Source organism: Streptomyces camelliae (genome assembly GCF_027625935.1).
Lineage (GTDB): Bacteria > Actinomycetota > Actinomycetes > Streptomycetales > Streptomycetaceae > Streptomyces > Streptomyces camelliae.
Window position 1 is genome coordinate 1849698 of sequence record NZ_CP115300.1, and the last position, 23747, is coordinate 1873444.

29 protein-coding genes and 1 pseudogene are annotated in these 23747 nt (G+C 70.3%); 15 read left to right on the forward strand and 15 right to left on the reverse strand.

Features of this window, described 5'->3' with window-relative positions; genetic code table 11:
• Positions 1 to 54: 54 nt before the first annotated feature.
• The 8 genes from O1G22_RS08575 to O1G22_RS08610 form a co-directional block, all read right to left on the reverse strand.
• Positions 55 to 876 carry a TroA family protein gene (locus O1G22_RS08575; RefSeq protein ID WP_270080773.1) on the reverse strand — a complete coding sequence of 274 codons (822 nt, stop codon included), beginning with the start codon at positions 874 to 876 and terminating at the stop codon, positions 55 to 57.
• A complete protein-coding gene (locus O1G22_RS08580; RefSeq protein WP_270080774.1) occupies positions 825 to 1703 on the reverse strand; it encodes a metal ABC transporter permease in 879 nt (292 codons plus the stop codon). Before O1G22_RS08580 ends, O1G22_RS08575 begins: the two co-directional genes overlap by 52 nt.
• The gene (locus tag O1G22_RS08585) at positions 1700 to 2335 is read right to left on the reverse strand and encodes an ABC transporter ATP-binding protein (RefSeq protein WP_270080775.1); all 636 of its coding nucleotides are present in this window, start codon (positions 2333 to 2335) and stop codon (positions 1700 to 1702) included. The genes O1G22_RS08580 and O1G22_RS08585 overlap by 4 nt, the downstream gene beginning before the upstream one ends.
• A 106-nt stretch (positions 2336 to 2441) precedes the next feature.
• Positions 2442 to 2954 carry a copper chaperone PCu(A)C gene (locus tag O1G22_RS08590; RefSeq protein WP_270080776.1) on the reverse strand — a complete coding sequence of 171 codons (513 nt, stop codon included), beginning with the start codon at positions 2952 to 2954 and terminating at the stop codon, positions 2442 to 2444.
• Positions 2951 to 5212, reverse strand: a complete 2262-nt coding sequence (locus O1G22_RS08595; RefSeq protein ID WP_270080777.1) for a heavy metal translocating P-type ATPase — start codon at positions 5210 to 5212, stop codon at positions 2951 to 2953. Before O1G22_RS08595 ends, O1G22_RS08590 begins: the two co-directional genes overlap by 4 nt.
• Positions 5209 to 5451 carry a hypothetical protein gene (locus O1G22_RS08600; RefSeq protein WP_270086370.1) on the reverse strand — a complete coding sequence of 81 codons (243 nt, stop codon included), beginning with the start codon at positions 5449 to 5451 and terminating at the stop codon, positions 5209 to 5211. The genes O1G22_RS08595 and O1G22_RS08600 overlap by 4 nt, the downstream gene beginning before the upstream one ends.
• A gap of 329 nt (positions 5452 to 5780) precedes the next feature.
• Positions 5781 to 6338 (reverse strand): GNAT family N-acetyltransferase, encoded by a 558-nt coding sequence (locus O1G22_RS08605; protein WP_270080778.1) that lies wholly within the window; start codon positions 6336 to 6338, stop codon positions 5781 to 5783.
• A 4-nt stretch (positions 6339 to 6342) separates the two neighbouring features.
• Positions 6343 to 6951 (reverse strand): superoxide dismutase, encoded by a 609-nt coding sequence (locus tag O1G22_RS08610; protein ID WP_270080779.1) that lies wholly within the window; start codon positions 6949 to 6951, stop codon positions 6343 to 6345.
• Between the two features lie 546 nt (positions 6952 to 7497).
• On the opposite strand from O1G22_RS08610, the gene O1G22_RS08615 reads away from it, so the two are divergent.
• Entirely contained in the window at positions 7498 to 7713 is a 216-nt protein-coding gene (locus O1G22_RS08615) for a heavy-metal-associated domain-containing protein (RefSeq protein WP_270080780.1), read from the forward strand.
• 123 nt (positions 7714 to 7836) lie between these two features.
• On the opposite strand, the gene O1G22_RS08620 is transcribed toward O1G22_RS08615, so the two are convergent.
• Complete coding sequence (locus O1G22_RS08620; protein WP_270080781.1) at positions 7837 to 8574, reverse strand: YcnI family copper-binding membrane protein; 738 nt, start codon at positions 8572 to 8574, stop codon at positions 7837 to 7839.
• Positions 8575 to 8614: 40 nt separating this feature from the next.
• Complete coding sequence (locus tag O1G22_RS08625) at positions 8615 to 9199, reverse strand: hypothetical protein (protein ID WP_270080782.1); 585 nt, start codon at positions 9197 to 9199, stop codon at positions 8615 to 8617.
• Positions 9200 to 9516: 317 nt separating this feature from the next.
• Between O1G22_RS08625 and O1G22_RS08630 the strand changes: the two genes are divergently transcribed.
• On the forward strand, positions 9517 to 9732 hold the full coding sequence (locus O1G22_RS08630) for a hypothetical protein (protein WP_270080783.1): 216 nt from the start codon (positions 9517 to 9519) through the stop codon (positions 9730 to 9732).
• 174 nt (positions 9733 to 9906) lie between these two features.
• A complete protein-coding gene (locus O1G22_RS08635; protein WP_270080784.1) occupies positions 9907 to 11346 on the forward strand; it encodes a PepSY-associated TM helix domain-containing protein in 1440 nt (479 codons plus the stop codon).
• Between the two features lie 73 nt (positions 11347 to 11419).
• Here the strand turns inward: O1G22_RS08635 and O1G22_RS08640 are convergent, their stop codons facing one another.
• The 4 genes and pseudogenes from O1G22_RS08640 to O1G22_RS08655 form a co-directional block, all read right to left on the reverse strand.
• Positions 11420 to 12373, reverse strand: coding sequence for a PDDEXK family nuclease (locus O1G22_RS08640; protein ID WP_270080785.1), 954 nt, complete (start codon positions 12371 to 12373; stop codon positions 11420 to 11422).
• A gap of 1016 nt (positions 12374 to 13389) precedes the next feature.
• Positions 13390 to 13458, reverse strand: a pseudogene (locus O1G22_RS08645) (hypothetical protein); the annotation flags it as partial.
• Positions 13427 to 13711 carry a hypothetical protein gene (locus tag O1G22_RS08650; protein ID WP_270080786.1) on the reverse strand — a complete coding sequence of 95 codons (285 nt, stop codon included), beginning with the start codon at positions 13709 to 13711 and terminating at the stop codon, positions 13427 to 13429. The pseudogene O1G22_RS08645 and the gene O1G22_RS08650, both read right to left, overlap by 32 nt.
• 121 nt (positions 13712 to 13832) lie before the next feature.
• A complete protein-coding gene (locus tag O1G22_RS08655) occupies positions 13833 to 14033 on the reverse strand; it encodes a hypothetical protein (RefSeq protein WP_270080787.1) in 201 nt (66 codons plus the stop codon).
• A gap of 218 nt (positions 14034 to 14251) precedes the next feature.
• On the opposite strand from O1G22_RS08655, the gene O1G22_RS08660 reads away from it, so the two are divergent.
• From O1G22_RS08660 to O1G22_RS08685, 6 genes are read left to right on the forward strand one after another with little or no spacing between them, the layout of a single operon-like run.
• Positions 14252 to 14740: a Fur family transcriptional regulator gene (locus O1G22_RS08660; protein WP_270080788.1), complete on the forward strand. Its 489-nt coding sequence runs from the start codon at positions 14252 to 14254 to the stop codon at positions 14738 to 14740.
• An 8-nt stretch (positions 14741 to 14748) separates the two neighbouring features.
• Positions 14749 to 14961 carry a hypothetical protein gene (locus tag O1G22_RS08665; protein ID WP_270080789.1) on the forward strand — a complete coding sequence of 71 codons (213 nt, stop codon included), beginning with the start codon at positions 14749 to 14751 and terminating at the stop codon, positions 14959 to 14961.
• Between the two features lie 9 nt (positions 14962 to 14970).
• Complete coding sequence (locus tag O1G22_RS08670) at positions 14971 to 15993, forward strand: CobW family GTP-binding protein (RefSeq protein ID WP_270080790.1); 1023 nt, start codon at positions 14971 to 14973, stop codon at positions 15991 to 15993.
• Positions 15990 to 17015 carry a WD40 repeat domain-containing protein gene (locus tag O1G22_RS08675; protein WP_270080791.1) on the forward strand — a complete coding sequence of 342 codons (1026 nt, stop codon included), beginning with the start codon at positions 15990 to 15992 and terminating at the stop codon, positions 17013 to 17015. Before O1G22_RS08670 ends, O1G22_RS08675 begins: the two co-directional genes overlap by 4 nt.
• Complete coding sequence (locus tag O1G22_RS08680) at positions 17012 to 17413, forward strand: (2Fe-2S) ferredoxin domain-containing protein (RefSeq protein WP_270080792.1); 402 nt, start codon at positions 17012 to 17014, stop codon at positions 17411 to 17413. The genes O1G22_RS08675 and O1G22_RS08680 overlap by 4 nt, the downstream gene beginning before the upstream one ends.
• Complete coding sequence (locus tag O1G22_RS08685) at positions 17400 to 17762, forward strand: ArsR/SmtB family transcription factor (protein WP_270080793.1); 363 nt, start codon at positions 17400 to 17402, stop codon at positions 17760 to 17762. The genes O1G22_RS08680 and O1G22_RS08685 overlap by 14 nt, the downstream gene beginning before the upstream one ends.
• Before the next feature lie 24 nt (positions 17763 to 17786).
• Here O1G22_RS08685 and O1G22_RS08690 read toward each other — a convergent pair whose 3' ends face one another.
• Positions 17787 to 18035 carry a hypothetical protein gene (locus tag O1G22_RS08690; RefSeq protein ID WP_270080794.1) on the reverse strand — a complete coding sequence of 83 codons (249 nt, stop codon included), beginning with the start codon at positions 18033 to 18035 and terminating at the stop codon, positions 17787 to 17789.
• Positions 18036 to 18334: 299 nt separating this feature from the next.
• Between O1G22_RS08690 and O1G22_RS08695 the strand changes: the two genes are divergently transcribed.
• The 6 genes from O1G22_RS08695 (at position 18335) to O1G22_RS08720 (ending at position 23737) form a co-directional block, all read left to right on the forward strand.
• Complete coding sequence (locus tag O1G22_RS08695; protein WP_270080795.1) at positions 18335 to 19294, forward strand: ATP-binding protein; 960 nt, start codon at positions 18335 to 18337, stop codon at positions 19292 to 19294.
• Between the two features lie 45 nt (positions 19295 to 19339).
• Positions 19340 to 19732: an SCO5389 family protein gene (locus tag O1G22_RS08700; protein ID WP_270080796.1), complete on the forward strand. Its 393-nt coding sequence runs from the start codon at positions 19340 to 19342 to the stop codon at positions 19730 to 19732.
• Positions 19733 to 20044: 312 nt separating this feature from the next.
• A complete protein-coding gene (locus tag O1G22_RS08705) occupies positions 20045 to 21022 on the forward strand; it encodes a metal ABC transporter solute-binding protein, Zn/Mn family (protein WP_270080797.1) in 978 nt (325 codons plus the stop codon).
• 9 nt (positions 21023 to 21031) lie between these two features.
• Complete coding sequence (locus tag O1G22_RS08710; RefSeq protein WP_270080798.1) at positions 21032 to 21973, forward strand: metal ABC transporter ATP-binding protein; 942 nt, start codon at positions 21032 to 21034, stop codon at positions 21971 to 21973.
• Positions 21960 to 22871: a metal ABC transporter permease gene (locus tag O1G22_RS08715; protein ID WP_270080799.1), complete on the forward strand. Its 912-nt coding sequence runs from the start codon at positions 21960 to 21962 to the stop codon at positions 22869 to 22871. Before O1G22_RS08710 ends, O1G22_RS08715 begins: the two co-directional genes overlap by 14 nt.
• On the forward strand, positions 22868 to 23737 hold the full coding sequence (locus tag O1G22_RS08720; protein ID WP_270080800.1) for a metal ABC transporter permease: 870 nt from the start codon (positions 22868 to 22870) through the stop codon (positions 23735 to 23737). Before O1G22_RS08715 ends, O1G22_RS08720 begins: the two co-directional genes overlap by 4 nt.
• The last annotated feature ends 10 nt before the right edge of the window (positions 23738 to 23747 follow it).

Genomic DNA, 23747 nt, shown 5'->3' on the forward strand with positions numbered 1-23747 from the left:
AGAGCGGGCCGCCCGGAGCCTCCGGGCGGCCTCGCACTCACGACGCACCCCAGGTCAGGAAGAGGTCATCGCCTTCTTGATCGTCTCCGCGGCGTTCTTGTAGACCGCCAGCAGATCCAGGTCCTTGCCCGGGTAGTTGACGATCTCCACCTGCCGCGCGCCGGAGTCCGGCAGCACCTTGCCCGTCGTCATGTGGATGTTGTCGAGGACGAACGCGGGCTTCTTCGTCTCCAGCTCGGCCAGTTGCTTGGCGGTCACGGCCTGCGGACCATAGGTTCCGCGCAGGTCCGCGCCCGCCATCTTCGCCGACCAGGTGGAGAAGACCTGCGCGACGACGGCCGGCGCCTTGCCGCCAGGCCAGGCGGCTTTCAGCTCCTTCTGCAGCGTGCTGTATTCGCTCTTGAAGGAGGTGTTCCACTTCGCGGCGGCATCCTGGGTGCCGAACAGCTTGCCCAGGCGCGTAACGTCCGCACTCGTGGTGGCGATGTCGTTGTCGAGGTTCGTCTCGACCATCTTCGCGCTCGACCCGGCAGCGTCCTTGATCTTCTTGGCGTACGGCTCGAAGGACGCGTACAGCACGAAGTCGGCCCCCGCGACCGCCGCGAGGTCGGACGGCTTGGGGTCGTAGTCCGGGGCGTGCTGCACCGACGAGGGGACGATGACCTTCACGTCCTTGGCGCCGGCGGCCTTGGCGAGGGCGCCCTCCCAGGTGGTGGTGGCCATGACGACAGGGCCACCGCCGTTCTTGTTCGCACTCTTGTCGCCGCTGTCGGCCTTGTCGGAGCCGCATGCGGTGGCGGTCAGCGCCAGCCCGGTGGTCAGGCTCAGTGCGAGGAGGGAAGGGACACGGACGGTGCGGACGCGGGTGCGCGCCATGAGCGGATTCTCCGTTCGGGGATGAGGTGCACGGCCAGGACCAGGACCCCGGCCGTCAGGACGAGCACGGGCCCGGGCGGCCAGTCGAGCTTCAGCGCGACGAGGAACCCTGTGAGGTTCACCGCGACGCCGATGCCGACCGCCCAGGCCGTAATGGACTTCAGGGAGCTGCCCAGCCGCCGGGCGGCGAGCGCGGGCAGGAGGGTCAGCGCGTCAACGAGCAGCGCGCCGGTCAGCTTGATCGCCCCGGCGACGGACACCGCGACGAGCACGAGCAGCAGGAGGGTGAGCCGGTCGACGCGCACCCCGGAGGAGAGGGCGAGTTCACGGTCGTAGAGGAGGAGCGCGAGCTCGCGCCGGCGCCACCAGAACAGGCCGGGTACGACGACAGCGAGCACGCCCAACAGCCACAGGTCGGGCGTGCCCACCGACAGGATCGAGCCCCACAGCAGCGCGAACGCACCTTGCGCGTTGACGCCGGACAGGGCCAGGACCAGCAGCGCGGCGGCGATCGCCAGGCTCATCAGCAGGCCCATCGCGCCCGACAGGCCGTCCGGGGTGCGGGCGAGCGGCGCGACACCGGCACCTGCGAGGGCGCAGGCGAGAAGCGCGCACAGCATGGGGGCGAGCCCGGTCAGCAGTCCGAGTGCGATACCCAGGAGCGCGACGTGCATCATCGCGAACCGGACCGGCATGATGTCGAGCCCGACGATCACGACACCGATCACCGGAAGGCCGACGGCCGCCAAGAGCAGGGCGGCTCCGGCCCGTTGGACGGGTATGAGCTGCAGGAGCGTTCCGAGGTCGGCGGCGGCAAGGTTGTTCACCGGACCTCCCTGAGCCGGCCGGCGGCCATCTCCAGCACTCGGTCGCAGCGGTCGGCCAGCGCCCGGTCGTGCGTGACGACCACGACGGTCACCGGCAGCGACAGCAGGACGTCGGCCGCCTCCTCCTGCCCGGCGAAGTCGAGCGCGGCGGTGGGCTCGTCGGCCAGCAGCACCCCCGCTCCGGCCGCGACACAGCCGACCGCGCGGGCCAGATACATGCGCTGCAGCTGGCCGCCCGACAGCGTGTGCAGCGGCCGGCCGGTCAGCGACCCGACACCCAGCTTCTCCGCCGCCTGCACCGCTTCGGCCGCTGCCCCACTGCTCGCCAGCAACTCGCGGCCCAGCAGCGGGAATCTGCCGACTGCGGGCTTCTGCGGGATCCAGGCGCACGCCCGGCGCCGCCACGCCCACTCAGCCGCGCTGCCGGTGCCCCGGCCGCCGACCAGGATCTCCCCGTCGGCCTGGCGGTGCAGGCCCAGCACGGCACGTAGCAGCGTGGTCTTGCCCGACCCGTTGGTGCCGGTCAGCGCCACCCGCTCGCCCGCCTCGATGTCGAGATCGACCTCGCACACGGCCTCTACGCGACCGTGCCGGCAAGCGACCTGGCGCATCCGCACATCCAGCCCGTCCATCCCACCTCCTGTCCGTTCTGCGAGAGGAGTCGGACGGGCAGGGCGATGAGTTCCCGGCGATTCCCGGCGAAGAGAGGAATGCGCGAAGTCTCCACCGCTTGCGGTCTCAGCCCGTGCCGGGGCGTACCACCACCGCCAGGGTCTTGATCCGCCCGCTGTGCCGGAAGTGCAGCACGAACGGGACGAGGTCCCCCGCGCGCCACTTCCCACGCACCGTCACCATCACGTCCAGGCCCCGCGGTGACATCGCCAGCGTGCCACCCGCCGGAATGGTGGCGGAGTCCACGGGGCGCATGTACCCGGCGTTGCCGGGTGTCGTCGTGTTGCTGCCGAGCATCGCCCGGTCCACGGCGGTCGAGGTCACACCCGTCAATTCGTCCTCTGCGCCACCCGAGTTGGAGATCCGGAAGAAGGCGGCTGATTCCTCGCTGCCCCCGTACGGGAGGAACACCCGCCCGGACGTGACCTCGATGCGCGCAGGGCTGCCCGCCGCCCCGGAGGCGGTCCAGGCGGCGAGAGCGCCGAGTGCGAGCATGCCCGCCGCCACGGGGGCTAGCGCGGCGAGGAACGCCTCGGTGAGCCGGCTCCGGGATGGCCGCCACACCGCGAGTTCGGTCACCGCGCACCACCCGTCCGCCTCGGTCGGCTCGGTTGCCAGGTGCGCAGCCGCAGGCTGTTGCCTACGACCAGCAGGGAGCTGGCCGACATCGCGGCGGCCGCGAGCATGGGGTTGAGCAGGCCCACGGCGGCGAGCGGCACGGTGACGGCGTTGTAGCCGAACGCCCACAGGAGGTTGGTCCGGATCGTGCCGAGGGTCCGGCGGGCGAGGCGGACCGCGTCCGCGACGGCCTCAATGTCCCCACGCACGAGGGTCACGTCGGCGGCTCCGATGGCCACGTCCGTGCCGCTGCCCATGGCGATCCCGAGATCGGCACCGGCCAGCGCGGCGGCGTCGTTCACGCCGTCGCCGATCACCGCGACCCGGCAGCCCTGTGCCCTCAGCTCCCGTACGAGATCGGCCTTGTCCTCGGGGGTACACCGCGCGCGTACGTCATCGATGCCCAGCTCTGCGGCGACGGCGCGGGCGGTGTGCTCGCGGTCGCCGGTAGCCAGTACCGGCCGCACGCCCAGGCGCCGAAGCCGGTCCACCGCGCGGTAACTGCCCGGTCGTACGAGATCCCCGACCGCGATCAGCGCCTCGGACCGGCCGTCCACCAGCACCAGGACCGGTGTGCGCCGGGCCGTCTCGCACGCGCCCAGCGCACGGGCCAGCGGCTCAGGTAGCTGACTGTCGGGCGAGCGGACTTCCACCAGTCGGCCCTCGACCCGGCCGCGCACCCCCAGCCCGGGCAGTGCCCGGAAGTCGGCCACCTCGGGCAGCGGCCGTCCGCAGTACGCGACGATCGCCCGGCCCAACGGATGCTCGGAGCCCTGCTCGACGGCACCCGCGAGACGCACGACCGCCTCCTTGCCGATCCCGCCCGGCACCTCCGTGACCCGCGTGACACTCATGTGCCCCGTGGTGAGCGTGCCGGTCTTGTCCAGGACGACGGTGTCGATGTGCCGCAGGGCCTCCAACGCCTGCGGACCACTGACCAGCACACCGAGCTGGGCGCCGCGGCCGGTGGCGACCATCAGCGCCGTGGGAGTGGCGAGCCCCAGCGCGCAGGGGCAGGCGACGACCAGGACCGCCACGCACGCGGTGACGGCCGCCTGCGGATCGGCTCCCGCACCGAGCCAGAAGCCGAGCACCGTGACGGCGATCGACAGCGCCACCGGCACGAACACCCCCGCCACCGCGTCAGCCAGACGCTGGGCGCGCGCCTTGCCCGCCTGCGCCTCGGTCACCAGCTGGGTGATCCGTGCCAGCTGGGTGTCGGCACCGACTGCCGTGGCACGCACCAGCAGCAGCCCGCCCGCATTGACGGCACCGCCGACGACCGCCGAGCCGGGCTGGACCTCGACCGGTTCGCTCTCGCCCGTGACCAGCGAAACATCCACCGCGGAACTGCCTTCCACGACCTCGCCGTCGGTGGCCACCCGCTCTCCCGGCCGGACGACGAAGGTCTGCCCCACCAGCAACTCCCCTATGGGAATGCGTCGTTCGCGCCCACCTTCCCGCACGGCGACGTTCTTCGCTCCCAGCTCGGCGAGCGACCGCAGCGCCTGCCCGGTGCCGTGCCGGGCTCGCGCTTCCAGGAACCTCCCGGTCAGCACGAACAGCGGTACGGCGACGACGGCTTCCAGATAGATGTGCGCGCTGCCGTAGCCAGCCTCGGCGGACGGCAGCAGGCTGAAGGACATCCGCATGCCGGGATCGCCCGCGCCACCGAGGAAGAGCGCGTAGGCAGACCAGCAGAACGACGCCGCCACGCCCAGCGACACCAGCGTGTCCATGGTCGCCGCCGCATGCCGCAGTCCTCGCACCGCCCGCACGTGGAACGGCCACGCACCCCACACCGCGACCGGCGCGGCCAGTACGAAACACAGCCACTGCCAGTTACGGAACTGCCAGGCGGGCACCATCGACAGCACGAGTACGGGCAGCGAGAGCAGCGCGGTGACGACCAGCCGGTCCCGGCCCTCGAACGCGGCTGTGTGCCCCGGGCTTTCGGGCTGGGATTCGGGTTGGAGCCTGGGCGGAGCGGGCAGGTCGGCCGTGTACCCGGCTCGCTCGACTACCGCGACGAGCTCGGCCGGCGTGACGCCCGGCGGATGGTTCACCCGGGCCCGCCCGGTGGCCAGGTTGACCGTCGCACTCACGCCGTCCAGCTTCGCGAGCCGCTTCTCCACCCGCCGTACGCAGGCCGCGCAGGTCATGCCGCCGACGATCAGGTCCGTGGTCGTCAGGGCGGCCGCCGTCTCCGGGGTCGTCATCCGTGCATCCCGCTCATGCCGCCCATGCCACCACTGTCGCCGTGCGGCACGGTGCCTCCACCGCCGGAACCGGTGCGGGTGCCGTGCATGCCGGGCGCGACCGGTCCATAGGCGGCGCCGACGCCATACGACACCGCGAACATCAGCGCCAGCAGCAGGAGGAAGCCACACAGGGCGGGCGGCGGCACCAGTTTCCTCAGCACCGCACCCGCGCCGGCAGGCTGACGGGACTCATCGATCACAAGGTCTCCCGGTCGCGTCGTACGGCCGCCACTCGGTCCGAGCCGCACCGATTCAGGAGTCGGAGCCACAGGGGATGGAGTTCCGAAGCTTCCATGTGACCTGAGCCACGCCAGCCCTCGGTCTGTGAGGTTCCGCGCCGCAGTGCGGAACCTCAGTGAGCCGAACGCCTCGCGTGCGGCCCGCTCCGGCTGCGGCGACGCAGCGGCATACCTGACATCGCCAGCTCGATCAGCACGTATAGAACTTCTCTGTCGAGTTCAGCGTGGGAGCGTTACCGCGAGGTCTGACCTCAGCGGCGGGCAGGAGTCTTCCGGGTCTGATCCCTCTACCAGGGGCGGTGCATGAGAATCCGGGTTCGACTATCTGGCAAGCGCAGAAGTTTGACTGTGCGCCAGCCGCGTGCCCGGTAGAGAGCGAGGGCGGGTGCGGCGTGAGGGTGGGTGAGCAGCCAGCGGGGCCCGGGCGGTGCAGCGGCGAGGAGGGCGTCGTGGAGTGCGGCTCCGACGCCGTGGCCGCAGGCGCTGGGCGTGACAGCGAGTTCGCGCAGTTCGAAAGGGAGCCTGCTCACGGGTGGCTGGTCAGCCAGGGCGGCGAGATGGCAGGCGGGGCGCCCGTAGGCGAAGCCGACTAGGTGGCCTGCAGCGTCGTCGGCCAGGAGCAGACGGAATCCGGGCTGGTGGGCATCAATGGTGAGGCGGTTGATCAGGCTGGCGATGTCGGCCGGGGCCGCGTGCCAGGGGCGGGGAGTGAAGGTGGCGTGCGCGAGCCGGATGAGTGCGTCGAGGTGCGGGGCGAGGCGGGCCGGGGTGATCCGGCGGAGACGTATGGCACCGTGCGGGCCGGGAAGCCACCAGGCGTCCCGGCCCTCCGACGACGTGGTCACGTGGTCAGGCGCCGACGGCCGCGGCGTAGCGGGCAGCGACGTCTTCCCAGTTGACCAGGTCCCACAGCTTGGTGACGTAGTCGGGGCGGACGTTCTTGTACTGCAGGTAGTAGGCGTGCTCCCAGGCGTCGAAGACCAGCAGCGGGGTGGTGCCCTGGCCGACGTTGCCATGGTGGTCGTAGACCTGCTCGACGACCAGGCGCCGGCCCAGCGGCTCCCAGGCCAGCACGCCCCAGCCGGAGCCCTGGACGGAGGAGGTGGCGACGGTGAGCTGCTTCTTGAACTGCTCGAAGCCGCCGAGGTGTTCGTCGATGGCGTCGGCCAGCGCCCCGTCAGGGCGATCGCCGCCGTCCGGGGAGAGGTTCTGCCAGAAGATCGAGTGCAGGACGTGGCCGGAGAGATTGAAGGCGTAGCTCTTCTCCAGGCCGACCAGGCTGGTGGGGGTGATCTGGTCCTTGTCGCGGATTTCGGCGATCTGCTCCAGGGTGTCGTTGGCGCCCTTGACGTAGGCGGCGTGGTGCTTGGCGTGGTGCAGCTCCAGGATCTGCCCGGTGATGGCCGGCTCGAGCGCGGCGTAGTCGTAGGGCAGGTCGGGAAGCGTGTAGGTGCCCATCAGGCACGTCCCCTTTCCACGTGGGTGATCGTCCAGGGACAGCCTACGCACTTATTGCGAACTACTTGCAACAACTATCAGAATGCATCAGCATGAGTCGTGACGGGGCCGGCCCGTCAACTTTCGGTAGCGCGGCTCCTCAGTGCCGTTTCCTTCCCGGAAGGTGATCGTCTTCTCACCCGGCACCCGCCGGCCCCCGGCCGGCCCCGCAGGTCGCTTGTGTCACGCCTGGCAGGACACAGCCCGTTCATGACCAGACTCTGTAGGTGGAAGGCGGTCGTCTGGACCGCAGAGTGCAGTGCGTCCGCCACCAGGGGTGCGGGCGCCTCATCGATGGCGCCGGAAGGGTCGTTGGCCAGCACTACGGCGGGCGCCGGAACCGCCCTCCACCCACCGGTTCGCAATCCCCGGCAGCATGCGCAGGCACGCCGTGCGGAACTATGCGCTCCACTCCACCGACCTCTGGGGTGACGGCATCGGCCTGAACACCCGCACCCGCGGATCCGTACGCCACCCAAAGCCCTTACGGCACCCAGGAGTTCCCCCATGACCCAGAAGCAGTACAACGTCACCGGCATGAGCTGCGAGCACTGCGCGGCGAGCATCAGGGAAGAGGTTTCCGAGGTGCCCGGGGTGAGCGACGTCGTGGTCGACGTCGCCACAAATTCCGTCACCGTGCACGGCGCGGATCTCGACGACGGGCGGCTGCGCGCGGCGATCGTCGAGGCAGGGTACGGCGTCACCGACCTGGTCGCCGTCTGACCCAACGGCGGAGCGGGCCGTACGCGGCCGACTCTCATCCGTCGCGCGTCACATCGAAAGGACGACGGGTGCCCTGCCGACGGGTCTTCGCCGGCAGGGCAGGCACCACTGTTTTACTCGGCTTTACTCGGCCCGGGATCCAGCGGAGCGGCCGCGCAGGACGGCGAACACCGCCGCGGCCAGCCCCAGCACGCCGACGACCAGTCCGGCGACACCCAGACCGCGGGCGGTCGAGTCACTGGCCGACGCGGTCGATTTCGAGCTGTCGGAGGTCTTCGGGCTCGCTGGCGCGGCGGTCGCGCTGCCGCCGTCCTCTGCCGCCTTGGCGGTGAGCTTGAGCACGGGTGCCGGGTTCTCCGGCTCCTGACCGCCCTGGGCCTCCTCGATCCACCGCACGACCTTGCCGTCGGAGTACGTCTGGAGGGTCTTGAAGGTGAGCTGGTCGGTGTCGTCGGGCAGCTGGCCGAAGGCGACGTTGAAGTCCTCATAGTGGCCGGGGTCGATCTTGCCGCCGGTGAAGGTGATCTCGGAAACGGCGTCGGTGATGGTGCCGTCGTCGGTCTTGACGGGCGTCTTGAGCTTGGTGTTGGTGACCTTGGCGGTCCAGCCGTCCTGCGGAGAGACGAGCACGCCGAGGACCGGGTGGTCGGTGGGCAGGAACACCTGGACCTGCTTGGTGCTCGCGTTGTCCTCCTCGTTGGGGACGCGGAAGGTCAGAACGCCGTCGGTGGCGCCCTTGGCGTAGCTGTCGGGGTGGACGGTGACGTGCGCCGAGGCCACGCCCGCGGCAGCGAGAAGTCCGGCGGCGGTCAGGGCCGTGACGGCGCCGGCGCGGCGCAGGGTGGTGCGGGTCCTGGACATGAGGTGAGGGATCTCCGTACGGAAGAAGGGATGTCGGGGGTCAGATCGCGTACGACATCCCCATCGGCGGCCCCCGCCGGTTAACGGCGTGCCTCAGCCGTGCCTGCCGCAGCGGCCATGTCTCACCGGCAGCCCGACCTATGAGCCGGTGCGCGGCCGGTACGCCCCGCGCCCCGCCGACAGCCTGCCACCAGGCGGCAAGCCCCGGTACGAACGCGACCGCCCACCGCAGGAGCGACCACAGCGCCGCCTCGCCTCGCCGCAGCCACCAGGTCAGCACCAGGGCGGCCCCGACATGGGCGGCAGTGGCGTGCGGCGTCAGCGCATGCGCGTGGGCCATCCGCATGCCGTGCATGACCATCGTCGCGTGATGCGTCTGCACGGCGTGGAAGAGGAGATGCAGCCCACCCTGGGCAGTCAGAGTCCCCACGCCGATCGCGGCCAGCGACCGCTCCCGGCCGCCCAGCAGACAGCCGCCCGCAAAGACCGGCACGAACGCGGCGACCTGCACCCACACCGGCGGCGCCGAACCCGTCGCCAGGGCATGCCCTCCGGCACCGAGCAGCACGCACAGCACGGCGAACACCGCCGCGCGCACGCTCCGCACCGCCAGGGACACACTCACGACACCCGATGCTGCCACGCAGCAAGAAGATCTTTCCCCTCGCCCATGCACACGCATCACCGCCCACCACCCGGCCAATCCGCCCCCTTCAACGTGTCGGAGGCAGCGGCCGTTCAGTTCCCGGCCACCTTGGCGAAATCGAAGCACCGGAAGCGGAGCAAGGAGCACGTGCGCACGCCGTCCGCCCACACGCCCCCACACGCGACGGGGTCGCGCGTCCGCCGCATCCGCGCCGGGCATCTCCCGGACAGTCCCCCGCGGCCACCGGTCCTGGCACCGGAGCGCCGCAACCCCATGTCCACGAAAGGTGGAGCAGCATGACCGACACCAGCGCCCTGGAGCCCGTCGCCACGTTCTGCGGCAACTGCAACTGCGGCTGTCCCCAACTGTTCATCGACCCCAGCGCCGCGGACGACCGTCGGGTCATCCTCACCGACGACTTCGGCCAGCGCGTCCAGATGAGCGCCGACCAGTTCTCCGCGATCGTCGCCGACGCCAAAGCAGGCAAACTGGACGGCATCGCCCTGCCCTGACCCGCCTCCCGATGCCGGGCACCGGATACCGCCCGGCATCGGAGCCGTCCGTGCGGGAACTCCTGGCCTTCACAACCGCCCGGGTGTGTGCCACCTCACATCGGCGACGTGGAACTCATCGTTCCGGTCAGCCGACCACTGACCTGACACCCATACGTCCCAGGAGCAGCACCCATGTCCATCGAGCCGCCCACCACTGCCCCGCCCCGCACGGCCGGTGAACCCGGAACGTCCGCCCAAGACGCGGCCCCGGCGGCTCCCTCGCCCCTGCGCGCACTGCGCCCGCTGGTGCTGCGCCTGCACTTCTACGCAGGCGTGTTCGTCGCGCCATTCCTGTTCGTCGCGGCGGTCACCGGACTGCTGTACGCAGGCTCCTTCCAGGCCGAGAAGATCGTGTACGCCCACGAGCTGACCATCCCGGTCGGCGACCACAAGCTGCCCATCTCCCAGCAGGTCGCCGCCGCCCGCAAAGCCCACCCCGAGGGCACCATCTCCGCCGTGCGGCCGTCACCGCAGCTGGATGCGACCACACGCGTTCTGCTGTCCGGGGTGAAGGGCATCGCCGCCGACCACACGCTCGCCGTGTTCGTGGACCCCTACACCGGAAAGGTGCGCGGCGCCCTGGAGCAGTACGGCTCCACCGGCGCCCTGCCGCTGCGAACCTGGATCGACGAGCTCCACCGCGACCTGCACCTCGGTGACACCGGGCGCCTGTACAGCGAGTTCGCCGCCAGCTGGCTGTGGGTGATCACGGGTGGCGGGCTGGTGCTCTGGTTCGGGCGCCGCCGTGCCCGCCGCAAGGTGCGCGGCACCACGGGGCGGCGGCGCTCCCTGACCCTGCACGGCACGGTGGGCGTCTGGGCGGCGGCCGGTCTGTTCTTCCTGTCGGCGACCGGCCTGACCTGGTCCACCTACGCCGGGGCCAACATTGGCGACCTCCGCGAAGCCCTCGGCCAGTCCACCCCGTCCGTCACCGCGACGGTGAGCAGCGGACACGAGGGACACGGATCCATGGCGGGCATGGACATGAACGGCATGGACACGGGCTCGCACTCCGGCGCACGGTCCGACATGGGTCTCGACGCCGTGCTGAAGACGGCCCGCGCCGAGGGCCTGTCCGACCCGGTGGAGATCGTGCCGCCCGCGGACTCCTCCTCCGCCTACGTCGTGCGGCAGATCCAGCGCAGCTGGCCGGAGAAGCAAGACGCGATCGCCGTCGACCCGGCCACCGGCAAGGTCACCGACGTGCTGCGCTTCTCCGATTACCCGGTGCTGGCCAAACTGACCCGGTGGGGCATCGACGCCCACACCGGCATCCTGTTCGGTCTCGCCAACCAGATCGCGCTGGCCGGCCTCGCCCTGGCCCTGATCCTCCTCAGCCTCTGGGGCTACCGCATGTGGTGGCAGCGCGGCCGCGGCTCCGCCTTCGGCCGCCCGCTTCCCCGCGGCGCCTGGCGGCAGGTGCCGGTGTACGTGCTCGTGCCCTGCGTCGCGGTGGTCGCCGTCGTCGGCTACTACGTCCCGCTGCTCGGAATCCCGCTCGCCGGCTTCCTCGCGGTGGACATCGTCCTCGGCTGGGTCACACGCCGTCGCACCGGGCACGCACACGCCTGAACCGAGCGGCTGCGCCCGCGCGGCAGCGTTACGCGAAGCTCGCCGCGATCGGGTGCGGCCGCAGATCAACACATCAGGAAGGCGATGACGCGGTACCACCGGATGGGATCGCGTCCGGCAGTACACCTCCGGGAAGCGGCAGATTGGTCACCACGAACTGGTTCAGGATGTCGTCACGATCCATGAACATGATCTGGCTCCGCTTCGCCGCGTCCAACGCGTTGCCCAGCCAGTTGCGTGCAGCCTTGGTGATCTCCCCGCCGGCCACGATGAACGCATGGTCGACGAGGACGCGCCGGTTGGTCTCGGGATCGAAGATCTCGTGCGCCAGCATCATCAGAGCCTGATTGTGGATCTCAGCGATGTTGGCATTGCCCGCCCTGGACTTTCCGGTGGCGTCCAGTTTCCCGCGCTTCACCTGGATGCCGAAGTACAGGAAGTGCTGGGTCGGCAGGGTGTACCGCATCCAGATGTCCTTGCCGTACTCCAGCGCCTTGTCCCGGTGCCCGGCTGCAGTGATCCGGTGGAAGCCCAGTTGACGGAAGAGTGGCAGCAGCACCTCCTCAATGAGTGCATCCTCACTGCACGTGTCCAGGAACGCAGCAAGTGCTGTACGCCGCTGCATCTCGGCGGCGCTCAGAGGACGATGCGGGTTCTTGGCCAACATCGAGACAGTGTTCGTTCCGATGTGCCGCAGGTAGCAGTGCTTATCCTCCCCGTAGAAGGCTTCGAACCCTTCCCGGGCGAGCGCATTGTTCAGCAAGCGCAGGGCATTGGGCCGGTCGAGACCCTCATTGAGGGCATCCGCCGGACTCATCAGGTGGTCGATCACCCTGCAGAAGGACTCCGGTGGGTGTGAAGGCCCCTCGTGCGGCTCCGCCAACAATTGTTCCAGCACTCCAGCGACCCAGCGGTGCCGCGTCGAACCGTCGTGCTCCCAATCCATGTCGAGTTCCGCGAAGAACTCGGTGATATAGCTGCTACGGGAAATATGCAGGCTCGGCATCAGCTTGCGGATCTGCCGCACCGAGGTTCCCGCAAATGAGGTCGCCGAGCATTTCCAGCGTTCGCTTTCTGAACTTCACGACGCCCTCCCCAGAGCCGCTCCCCCAGCCACCGCAGTGCGGACCATTGTGCCCTGTCACCGCAGAACGTCCGGCACGTCCGACGAAGTCGGGTTTCGTCACGGGTGCAGCATCAACGGTGGCCACGACGTCACACATCCACTGACAGCCTGCATACCGCCGAGCCCGCCCGTGCAGGGCGCACCGCATCAACCCACCACAAGACAGAACCCGCCCGGTTTCCCCGCGTGGTCGCGTCACCTCACGGACCCCCGTCTTGCTGGCTGCGATCGCAAATCCAGCGTCCCCGAGCGCATTGCAGGAACACGAACTGCATGAGGAGCCGAGCGCGTCCTGCGCGCAAGCACGGTCGCGCTCGAGACGAAGCCCCACCGGAGTGCTCCGGTGGGGCTTCGTCTGGTGGCTCCGGACAGAGGCCCCGCCAGCATGCTCCCCGGCGCGGCCTCGCCCTATCACCGGCCTGTCACAGGCACTGTCACGCGTCTGTCACCAACTACGCCGACTCCCCCGGACCGCGATGCCCTGACCTGCTATTACGCACACACCCTGGACTGACGTGGACGCCCGAAGACGGTTTCTACAACCTGTGCCATGTGGTACCCAGTGAGGGACCCAAGATCAGGACCGGAGCGTCTTCTGGCCCGTCAAAGCGGTATTGCAGGGTGTTCGGTGGTGTCTCACTCACGCCCCAGACCCTCTCACGTCTCACGACCGCCCCTATAACGCAGGTTGCGACTGCACAGGTCTGACCAGGTGGAAGACCTCCCGGGCCGCGTAGCGCCTGAGGCTTAGGACTGTCTCGCGCCGAGTTTTGCCCTCCTTGCTGCGGCGTTCGCAGTAGTCCTGGGTACGCGGGTCGACGCGCAGGCGAGTCTGCACGGTCCGGTGCAGGGCCGTTCGCTTGCCGGTCGCCGCCGCGGTCGAGGCGACGGTACTGCCGACTGCCCGAGGAACGCTCGACGGGGCTGACCCCGCACAGCGCCGCGAAGGACGCCTCACTGCCCAGGCGTTCCGGGTTGTCCCCGATCGTGATCAGCAAAGTGACGGCTGAGGGTGACGTGGGTGGCGTGGAGCACCGCCCCCTCGCCGGCCTCGTCGTTCAGGCTGTCGTCGACGAGCCCGGCGCAGGTGCGGAAGAGCTCTGCGTTGCCCAGCCCGGCCAGTTCCTGTCTCAGCTGCGGATCGGCACGGATGAGGACGGCCTTGAGCTGGTTGATCGCCTGGGTGCGGGCCTTGACCGCCGAGTCCTTGGCCAGCTTGTACATCCGGGCGATCTCCACCGGCCCCTCACCCGCCTTGGCCTGGGCACGCGCCCGCCCGCTCAGCACCGCCCGGGCCGCGTTCTCGGCATCAAGCGGGTCCGACTTGCCGCACCGACGGCGGTCGGCCGGTCGAACCGATTCACATCGAAGACGTCCACTGGGCCAGCAGGTAGCGGGAGACGTCCACACCCTGGGCCGGCAGGTAGCGGGACAGGGCCGCCCCGAAGGAACCGGTACCTTCCACTCCGGCCCGCCGCACCGCACCCGACGCCCTGGCCCACCGCAGCAGGTCTCGGTGTCCAGCCGCACCGGCCGGGAACTCCTCGGTGTCGTGGGTCACTGCGAGTCGAAGGCGGGCCATTGACTCGCCCAGCCCCACGGCCCGCCGTACCCGCGCAGGTGCGACGGGCCGTTGCCGTCTGATTGCTCCGGCAGCACTGCTGAACCCAGGCGATGCCACCCAGTCACACATGACTGGGCATTCATATGGACATGGATTTCATTTCCATCTACGGTGGAGCGTGCCGACCCGGCACAAGCCATAGGGGGTGATGCGCCATGGGCGGCCGGACGACCCGACAACGCAAGGCGGTCACGCGGGCACTCGCGGGCTGCCAAGACTTCATGTCGGCCCAGGAGTTGTACGCCCTTCTGGTTGCCGGCGACCACGCGATCGGCCTGACCACCGTCTACCGCGCCCTGCGCGAGCTGGAGACGGACGGCGGTGTGGACGTCGTACGCGACGAGACCGGCGGGCGGCTCTACCGGCTGCGTCCGGCCGACGGGCACCGCCACTACCTGATGTGCCGCGACTGCGGTCGCAGCAGGCCGGTGGACTCCGAGGTCGTCGAGGAGTGGGCGGGCCGGATCGCCGCCGCGACCGGCTTCACCGCGGTGGAGCACACCGTCGAACTCACCGGCGTCTGCGCCGACTGTCTGGCCCGCACAGACGGAGGCCGGCCGTCCGGGCACGAAGGAGAAAAGCCGCCATGCCGCTGGGATCGTGGCCCGGGCCTCCAGGGCCCAGTCCACAGCTGCGCGAGCTGAAGGAGACCGTGCGTGCCCTGCTCGGTCTCGACGACGACACCGCCGTCCTGATCCGCCGGCTCGCCTGCACCGAACCGGGCTGCCCGTCGTTGGAAACCGTCATCGTCGTGTTGCCGATGGAGGGCGACGCCCGCCGCTGGACGCTGCACCGCCCCGCCGACCAGATCACCGAGGACGACCTGCGCGACGCTCTCCTCGCCACACCCGAACAGCACGACTAGGAGACTGAATTGACCTCCCCGGAACCCGCCGAACCCCGCGATGAGCGGGTGCCCGTCACCGTCCTGACCGGCTTCCTCGGCTCCGGCAAGACCACCCTCCTCAACCGCATCCTCACCGAGAACCACGGCATGAGGATCGCGGTCATCGAGAACGAGTTCGGCGAGATCGGCATCGATGACGCCCTCGTCCTCGACGCCGAGGAGGAGATCTTCGAGATGAACAACGGCTGCATCTGCTGCACCGTGCGCGGAGATCTGATCCGCATCCTGGGTGCGCTGATGCGGCGCCGCGAGAAGTTTGACCACATCCTCATCGAGACCACCGGACTGGCCGACCCCGCGCCCGTCGCGCAGACCTTCTTCATGGACGACGAGATCGCCTCCCAGCTGCGACTGGACGCCATCGTCACCCTCGTCGACGCGGCCCACGTGCTCCAGCACCTGGACGAGATCAAGCCGGAGGGCGTGGAGAACGAGGCCGTCGAGCAGATCGCCTTCGCCGACCGCGTCGTCCTCAACAAGACAGACCTGGCCGACGAGGAGACCATCGGACAGGTTGTGCGCCGCATCCGGGCCATCAACGGCGGAGTGCGGATCATCCCCGCAGAGCACGCGCGCATCAATCTGCACGAAGTGCTGGACGTGGGCGCGTTCGACCTGGAGCGGGTGCTCGCCGACGACCCGGCCTTCCTCACCGAGACCGAGCACCAGCACGACACCACCGTCACCTCGGTCGGCATCGAGCTGGCGGGCGAACTCGACGAGGATCGCCTCAACGCCTGGCTCGGCACCCTGCTGCGCACCAAGGGCGTCGACCTCTTCCGCTCCAAGGGCATCCTCGCCATCGCCGGAGCGCCCAGGCAGTACGTCTTCCAGGGCGTCCACATGCTGCTGGACGGCACCTTCGGACGCGACTGGCGCGAGGGCGAACCCCGCACGAACAAGCTGGTGTTCATCGGCCGCACCCTCGACCGCGACGCCCTCGAACGCGGTTTCGCGGACTGCCTGGCCACGGAGGGGGCAGTCGCGTGAGTACGACGGTTCAGTCCCCGCTCGCCTGGGAGGCCGACGTCGACGACGCACCCGTCGCCCTCAGCGCGCGGGGCGATCTTGTCGCCGTTGCCGGGGCCGAGGGGACGGTGAAGGTTCTCGACGCGGCGATGGGCGCCGAGGTCGGGGCGTTCGAGGTTCCCGGAGGTGCACTCGCGGTCGTGCTCTCCCCGGATGCCGGGCACGTGGTGGCGACCGGCCCCCTGGGGTACGCGCTGTGGCGCCGCTCGGACGGCCGTACGACGGTGCGGGAGTCCGGCGCCTGGTCGGCGGCCGCCGCCTGGGCCGACGGCACCCGGGTCGCGGTCGCCTCCGGCCGCCGCGCACTCGTACTCGACGCGGACGGCGGCGAGTTGTGGCGTACGGAGCCCGCCGCGTCCACCGTCACCGACCTCGCCTGGATGCGGCAGGGGCGGCGCCTGGCCGTGGCCGCGTACGGGGCCGTGCGCTGCCACGAGCGGCACACCGAGAAACCGGTCGCCACCTACCCCTACGTGGGCTCCCACCTCGCACTCGCCGTCGCGCCTACCGGGAGGTGGATCTGCAGCGGCAACCAGGACGCCTCCATCCACATCTGGCGCGCCCGCGACGGCGGCGAACTCACCATGTCCGGCTACCCGGAGAAGGTCTCCCGGCTCGCCTTCGACGACACCGGCTTCTGGCTGGCCGCCGACGGCGCACCCGACGTGACCGTCTGGGACTTCTCCGGCAAGGGCCCGGAGGGCACCGCACCGCGCTCGCTCCGCTGCCACGAGACGGTGACCGCGCTGGCCTGGCGGCCGGGCGCGGCCGGGCATCTGGCCAGCGGCGGCGCCGACGGCACCGTAGCCCTGTGGCACGCCACAGCCGGGCGACCGCAGGCACGCCTGCGCCCGGTGCGCGAACTGGACGGCACGGGCGCGGCGGTCGCCGCACTGGCCTGGACAGGTCCCCACCTGCTGGCCGTCGCGTGGCGGGACGGCCGGATCCGGACGTACGGCGTACCGTCCCGGACCGCGCTGTGAACCGCTCCGTCATCCGGGCGGCCGCTCCCCGCCCCTGCACGCTCGTCGTGTGCCGGGGCTGCTGCTGCGGCAACCCGCGCAAGCACCCCGGCACCGACCACACCTGGCAACTGGACCGGCTGCGCGCCGGCGCTGCAGAACACGGCTTCCAGGTCCGAACGACGGACTGCCTCGGCCCCTGTGACCAGGCCAACGTCATCGTCGTCCAGCCCTCCACCGCCGGGCGCCGGGCCGGAGGCCGCGCCGTCTGGGTCGGCTTCGCCATGGACGACGACAGCACCGACGACCTGCTGGGCTGGGCACAGGCGGGCGGACCCGGCATCGCCGAACCACCGCCAGCCCTGGCGCTCCAGCTCATCCGCCCGCCGCGCGAGGCACGCGCCCGTGCACGCCGATGACCTCGACGCCGGCGGCCGCGACATTCTCGCGGCCGCCCGGCTCGACGAGGCCACCGCCGCCTCCGTCGCCACGACGCTCCAGGCCCTCGCCACACCATCCCGCCTGCTGATCCTCACCACCCTGCGGCAGCGCCCGTACCCCGTCGGCGAACTTGCCTGCGCCGTCGGCATGGAACAGTCCGCCGTCTCCCACCAACTGCGCCTGCTGCGCGCCCTGGGCCTGGTCACCGGCCGCCGCGACGGCCGTCGCATCGTCTACAGCCTCTACGACGACCACGTCGCCCAACTCCTCGACCAGGCCGTCCACCACATCGAGCACCTGCGCCTCGGCGTACGCGACCTCGGCTGACGCACAGCGTCCAGGAGGGGTGCGTCAGTTGAGGTGTGCCACCTGCTGCGGCGCCGGGGCCGTGCGCAGCCGGTCGGGCAGCGTGCCGTCGTCGGGCATTCCGGCCCGAAGCCAGGCCCCGACCGCCTCGGCGTCGGCTTCCGTCACCAGCGGACCGAGGCGTACGACGACACCACTCGGCCTGCGGTCGGCCCCGCACGGCTGCACGGCGGCGTGCAGCCCGCGGCGCCTGCCGCAGTGCAGCACCCTCGGGAGGCAACCGGTGGAGACCATCACCCCGTGCGGGCACTCCCGAACCGCACGGCGCAGTACGGCCCTCACCCGCCCCCTCGCGGCGGCACGGCATGAGCCGCAGACCACGAGGGTGAAAGGGCGGCTCTGACGGCCGCCTGCTGTATCGCCCATCTCTGAGTCTCCTCCGTATGAGTGAAAGGGATCCCCTGTTTGCCGCCGCGTGGTCCCCAACCCGCTGGGGGAATCAGCCAGTTGCAGCTCTGGTGATTTGACAGCACCCGGCCGCACCACCAACCTATGCGCATGACATCCATTTTCAATAAGGAGGGTGGCTAGCCATGCGCGTTGCCTTCGTCGGCAAGGGCGGCAGCGGCAAGACGACTCTGTCGGCCCTCTTCTCCCGTCATCTGGCGCGCTCGGGCGCGCCGGTCGTCGCGGTCGACGGCGACATCAACCAGCACCTGGCATACGCCCTCGGCCTCGACGAGGACGAGGGCTTCGCCGCGCCGCCGCTCAGCGCCCGCACCGGCGAGATCAAGGACTACCTGCGGGGCGCCAATCCGCGGATCGCGTCCCGCGACGCCATGGTGAAGACGACCCCGCCCGGACGCGGCTCCCGGCTGCTGCGGCTGCTCGGCGACGACGAGATCCACCGCCACCACGTCCAGGCGGTCGGCGGCGTACCGCTCATGGTCACCGGCGCCTTCGGCGAGAGCGACCTCGGAGTGGCCTGCTACCACTCCAAGCTCGGCACGGTCGAGCTGTACCTCAACCACCTCGTGGACGGTCCCGGCGAGTACGTCGTCGTCGACATGACCGCCGGCGCCGACGCCTTCGCCTCCGGCCTGTTCACCCGCTTCGACATGACGTTCCTGGTCGTCGAGCCGACCCGCAAGAGCGTCTCCGTGTACCGCCAGTACCGGGACCACGCGGCCGAGTTCGGCATCCCGGTCGCCGTCGTCGGCAACAAGATCACCGGCGAGGACGACCTGCTCTTCCTCAAGGAGCACGTCGGCGACGACCTGCTCGCCCACTGCGAGCAGTCCCCCTACGTACGCGCCCAGGAACAGGGCGGCGGCCACGGCGAGTTGGAGCCGCACAACACCCGCACCCTGGACCTGCTGCGCACGGCTGTCGACGGCCGCCCCAAGGACTGGGCCACCTTCCAGAAGCACGCCGTGGAGTTCCACCTGCGCAACGCCGCCGCCTGGGCCGACGAGGCCACCGGCCAGGACCTCGCCACCCAGGTCGACCCGGACTTCCATCACGGCCCCGCAGCCCTGACCGCTCTCGCCTGACCCCATCCCCTCCACCAAAAGAACCACAGAACAGGACAGCCCTTCATGTCACTCGACGTCTCCCCGCAGCTGCTCGCCGAAGCCGAGAACGGCGAGGTGCGGGAGCAGGACTTCGTGGAAACGGTGCGCACCTCCCTGCCGTACGCCTACGACCTCATCGCCCGCCTCGCCGAGGAACTGCGGTCCGGCACGGCGGAGTTCGCCGACAACCAGACCCCGCCGCCCTCCGAGAAGGAGCGCGGCCAGCTGCTGCGCGCCCTGTCCAGTGACGCGATCCGGGGCAGCCTGGAACGGCACTTCGGCATCGCGCTCGCCTTCCAGAACTGCCACCGGGTCGCGGCCTTCCACCCGGAGGCGCGCGGCGGCGAGACCCACACCCGCTTCACCTCGCTCCGGGCGCAGATCCTCAACCAGTCGCCGGAGTTCCGCGACTGCTGAACCACTGCCGGTCGCGACCGCCGACTGCCGGAACCGGCGTTCGACAGTCAGGCCGGCCACTTCGTCCCCTCGGTGGCCGTCACCCACCAGGACACCGGGTCCTCGTGAGCGACGGCCATCAACGCTTGTGCCGGCGGCATCCGCCGCACCCCCTACCTGCGAGCCCCCGAGCAGTCGTACACCCGGTCAAAAGATGGCAACGGTTTTCATCTTGTATTGATCTGAAAATCATTTCCATCTAGCGTCGAAGGTGTCGCCACACGGTCGGCGCGTGTCCGCCGCGCGCCCGGCATCGCACGAAGGAGCTCCCGCATGTCCACCGCCCCCGCCTCTCGTTCCGCCTGGCCGACCGCGAGGATCGCACTGGTCACCGCGACGGCCGCCCTGACGGCCGTGACGGCGACCGCCTGCTCGACCTCCTCCTCGCACACCACCGACACCGCCGCGACCGGCAGCGCAAGTGGGTCGGGCAGGACGATCCAGGTGGTGGCGGCCGAGAACTTCTGGGGCAGCATCGCCTCCCAGCTCGGCGGCAGCCACGTGAAGGTGACCAGCATCATCAACAACCCTGACGCCGACCCGCACGACTACGAGCCGACCGCCGCCGACGCCCGTACCGTGGCCGGCGCCCAGTACACGATCGTCAACGGCATCGGCTACGACGCCTGGGCGGACAAGCTGCTGGCCGCCAACCCCGGCAGCGGGCGCACCCAGCTCAAGATCGGCGACATGGTCGGTATCAAGCCGGGCGGCAACCCGCACCGCTGGTACTCCCCGGACAACGTCCACCAGGTCATCGAGAAGATCACCGCGGACTACAAGAAGATCGACCCGGCCGACGCGGCTTACTTCGACCAGCAGAAGACGACCTTCGAGACGAAGACGCTCGCCGGCTACAACAAGCTCATCGCCGACATCAAGGCGAAGTACGCGGGCACGCCGATCGGTGCTTCCGAGTCCATCGTCACGCCGCTCGCCGAGGGCCTGGGGCTGAAGATGCTCACTCCGGAGACGTTCCTGGACGCGATGAGCGAGGGCTCCGACCCCACTGCCAAGGACAAGGCCACCATCGACCAGCAGATCAAGAACAAGCAGATCAAGATCTACGTCTACAACTCCCAGAACTCCACACCGGACGTGCAGGCGCAGGTCAAGGAGGCCAAGGCGCAGGGCATCCCGGTCGCCACGGTGACCGAGACCCTCACCCCCGCCGGGGCCACCTTCCAGCAGTGGCAGACCACCCAGCTGCAGGGCATCGAGCAGGCCCTGGCCAAGGCCACCGGGAAGTGAACTAAAGCCATGAACCCGATAGCGAAGGCCCGCGAGGCCGTCGCACACACCAGCAGTCACGCAGTCCCCGGCCGCCGAAGCGGGGGGCACGACACGGCCGCAGGAGCGGGAAGCGATCCGGTGGTCGCCCTGCGCGGGGCCGCCGTGCGCGTCGGCGGCCGGACGCTGTGGTCGGGGGTGGACCTTCGCATCGGGGCCGGCGAGTTCACCGCCGTGCTCGGCCCCAACGGCGTCGGCAAGTCCACCATGATCAAGGTCCTGTTGGGCGCCCTGCCCGCGGCGGCCGGCGAGGTTCAGGTGCTCGGCGCCCGGCCCGGGCAGGCCAACGACCGCATCGGCTACCTGCCGCAGCGCCGCAGCTTCGACGCCAACCTGCGCATCCGCGGCATCGATGTGGTGCGCATGGGCCTGGACGGCGACCGGTGGGGGGTGCCGCTGCCGTTCCCGAGCGCGCGGCGACGGGCCGCCCGTGCGCGGGTGGACGAGGTGATCGAGCTGGTCGGGGCGTCGGCGTACGCACACCGGCCCATCGGGCAGTGTTCCGGCGGCGAGCAGCAGCGCCTACTGATCGCCCAGGCACTGGTCCGCCGACCCGAACTGCTCCTGCTCGACGAGCCGTTGGACAGTCTCGACCTGCCCAACCAGAGCGCCGTCGCGGCGCTGATCGGGCGCATCTGCCATCACGAGGGCGTGTCGGTGGTCATGGTCGCCCATGACGTGAACCCGATACTCCACCACCTGGACCGGGTGGTGTACCTGGCCGAGGGCGGCGCCGCCGCAGGCACACCGACCGAGGTCATCACCTCCGAGACGCTGACCCGGCTGTACGGCACTCCGGTCGAGGTGCTGCAGACCTCGGACGGGCGGCTGGTCGTGGTGGGCCAGCCGGAGGCACCGGCCGTGCACACCGACCGGCACGACACCCCGGGGAGCGGTCATGCTGCTGGCTGAGACAGGGGCACCGACCTGGTCGTGGAACCTCCTGACCGACTTCCAGGACATGTGGTCCTACCCCTTCATGGTCAACGCGTTCCGCGCCGGCGCGGTCGTGGCCGTGGTCTCGGCGGTCGTGGGGTGGTTCGTGGTGCTGCGCCGGCAGACGTTCGCCGCGCACACCGTCTCCGCCGTCGCCTTCCCCGGCGCCGCCGGGGCGCTCCTGCTCGGGTTCAGCGCGGTCTACGGCTACTTCACGCTGTGTGTGGCCGCCGCGCTGGTCATCGCGGCCCTGCGGGGTGGCGGTGAGCACGAGGAGTCGGCGCTGACCGGGACGGTGCAGGCGTTCCTGCTCGCGTCCGGGTTCCTGTTCACCGCCCTGTACAGAGGGTTGCTGGAGGGGCCGCAGACCATCCTCTTCGGCACCTTCCTGGGAATCACCTCCTCCCAGGTGACCGTGCTGACGGTGGTCGGTGCGGTGGTGCTCGCGGTGCTGGCGCTGATCGGGCGGCCGTTGCTGTTCGCGTCCGTGGACCCGCAGGTAGCCGGCGGGCGCGGGGTGCCGGTCCGCGCCCTGTCGGTGGTCTTCCTCGTCCTGCTCGGTGCGGCCACCGCCGAGGCGAGCCAGATCACCGGGACCCTTCTGGTCTTCGCGCTCATGGTGATTCCGGCCGCCACCGCCCAAGTCCTCACCGCCCGCCCGGCGTTGAGTCTGGCCCTGGCCGTTCTGCTGGCCTTCGCCGCGACCTGGCTGGGGCTGACCGCCGCCTACTACTGGCCCTACCCTCTGGGCTTCTTCGTGACGACCATCGCCTTCGCCGGATACCTGCTCGCGCTGGGCCGGCGCTCGCTGCGCGAGGTACTCGGTCGCACCCGGGCCGGAGCCGCACCCACCGCCAAGGAGGTGATCGCATGACCGTCCTGCTCGCCACCTCCCCGCTTTCCCACCCGTTCTTCCTGCACGCCTTCCTCGCCGGTACCGCCATCGCCGTGGCCTGCGGGCTGGTCGGCTACTTCCTGGTGCTGCGGGCCCAGGTCTTCACCGGCGACGCGCTCAGTCATGTCGCCTTCACCGGTGCGATGGCCGCTCTCGCCTTCGGCGCCGACCTTCGCCTCGGGCTGTTCGCTGCGACCGTCGCCATGGCGCTGCTCTTCGGCACCCTCGGCCGCAAGGCGCGACCCGACGACGTGGTCATCGGAAGCGTCTTCTCCTGGATCCTGGGCCTGGGCGCGTTCTTCATCACGCTCTACACGACCTCGCGCAGCACCACGAACGGCACCGCTGGGGTGAGTGTGCTGTTCGGCTCCATCTTCGGCATCGCCTCCAGCAGCGCAGTCGTCGCCGCCCTGGTGGCCGCCGGGGTCGGCCTGCTGGTGGTCCTCATCGCCCGGCCGCTGCTGTTCGCCACGCTCGACGAGGCCGTGGCCGCAGCCCGCGGGGTACCGGTCCGGCTGCTCGGCTACGGCTTCCTCGCCCTGGCCGGAATCAGCGCCGCCGAGGCCACCCAGGCGGTCGGCTCCCTGCTCCTGCTCGGCCTGCTCGCCGCCCCGGCGGGCGCCGCGATCCGGGTTACCGACCGCCCCTACCGTGCGCTCGCCCTCTCCGCAGGGCTGGCGGTACTGGAGATGTGGGCGGGGCTGTTCACCTCGTACGCGGTGCCGAAGATGCCGCCGAGCTTCGCCATCATGGCCGCCGCCACGGCCGTCTACGCCGCGACCTTCCTGATACGACGCCCGGTCCCGCGTCCTCGTACGCGCACCGCCGTCCCCACCGGCACATGAGCGAAGGCAC

Coding starts and splice junctions, on each gene's coding strand:
- O1G22_RS08595 (WP_270080777.1), bottom strand. CDS start 5,212: ATGACGACCCCGGAGACGGCGGCCGCCCTGACGACCACGGACCTGATC.
- O1G22_RS08715 (WP_270080799.1), top strand. CDS start 21,960: ATGCTGCTGGCTGAGACAGGGGCACCGACCTGGTCGTGGAACCTCCTG.
- O1G22_RS08610 (WP_270080779.1), bottom strand. CDS start 6,951: ATGGGCACCTACACGCTTCCCGACCTGCCCTACGACTACGCCGCGCTC.
- O1G22_RS08630 (WP_270080783.1), top strand. CDS start 9,517: ATGACCGACACCAGCGCCCTGGAGCCCGTCGCCACGTTCTGCGGCAAC.
- O1G22_RS08620 (WP_270080781.1), bottom strand. CDS start 8,574: ATGTCCAGGACCCGCACCACCCTGCGCCGCGCCGGCGCCGTCACGGCC.
- O1G22_RS08705 (WP_270080797.1), top strand. CDS start 20,045: ATGTCCACCGCCCCCGCCTCTCGTTCCGCCTGGCCGACCGCGAGGATC.
- O1G22_RS08710 (WP_270080798.1), top strand. CDS start 21,032: ATGAACCCGATAGCGAAGGCCCGCGAGGCCGTCGCACACACCAGCAGT.
- O1G22_RS08700 (WP_270080796.1), top strand. CDS start 19,340: ATGTCACTCGACGTCTCCCCGCAGCTGCTCGCCGAAGCCGAGAACGGC.
- O1G22_RS08635 (WP_270080784.1), top strand. CDS start 9,907: ATGTCCATCGAGCCGCCCACCACTGCCCCGCCCCGCACGGCCGGTGAA.
- O1G22_RS08720 (WP_270080800.1), top strand. CDS start 22,868: ATGACCGTCCTGCTCGCCACCTCCCCGCTTTCCCACCCGTTCTTCCTG.
- O1G22_RS08660 (WP_270080788.1), top strand. CDS start 14,252: ATGGGCGGCCGGACGACCCGACAACGCAAGGCGGTCACGCGGGCACTC.
- O1G22_RS08695 (WP_270080795.1), top strand. CDS start 18,335: ATGCGCGTTGCCTTCGTCGGCAAGGGCGGCAGCGGCAAGACGACTCTG.
- O1G22_RS08615 (WP_270080780.1), top strand. CDS start 7,498: ATGACCCAGAAGCAGTACAACGTCACCGGCATGAGCTGCGAGCACTGC.
- O1G22_RS08690 (WP_270080794.1), bottom strand. CDS start 18,035: ATGGTCTCCACCGGTTGCCTCCCGAGGGTGCTGCACTGCGGCAGGCGC.
- O1G22_RS08585 (WP_270080775.1), bottom strand. CDS start 2,335: ATGGACGGGCTGGATGTGCGGATGCGCCAGGTCGCTTGCCGGCACGGT.
- O1G22_RS08575 (WP_270080773.1), bottom strand. CDS start 876: ATGGCGCGCACCCGCGTCCGCACCGTCCGTGTCCCTTCCCTCCTCGCA.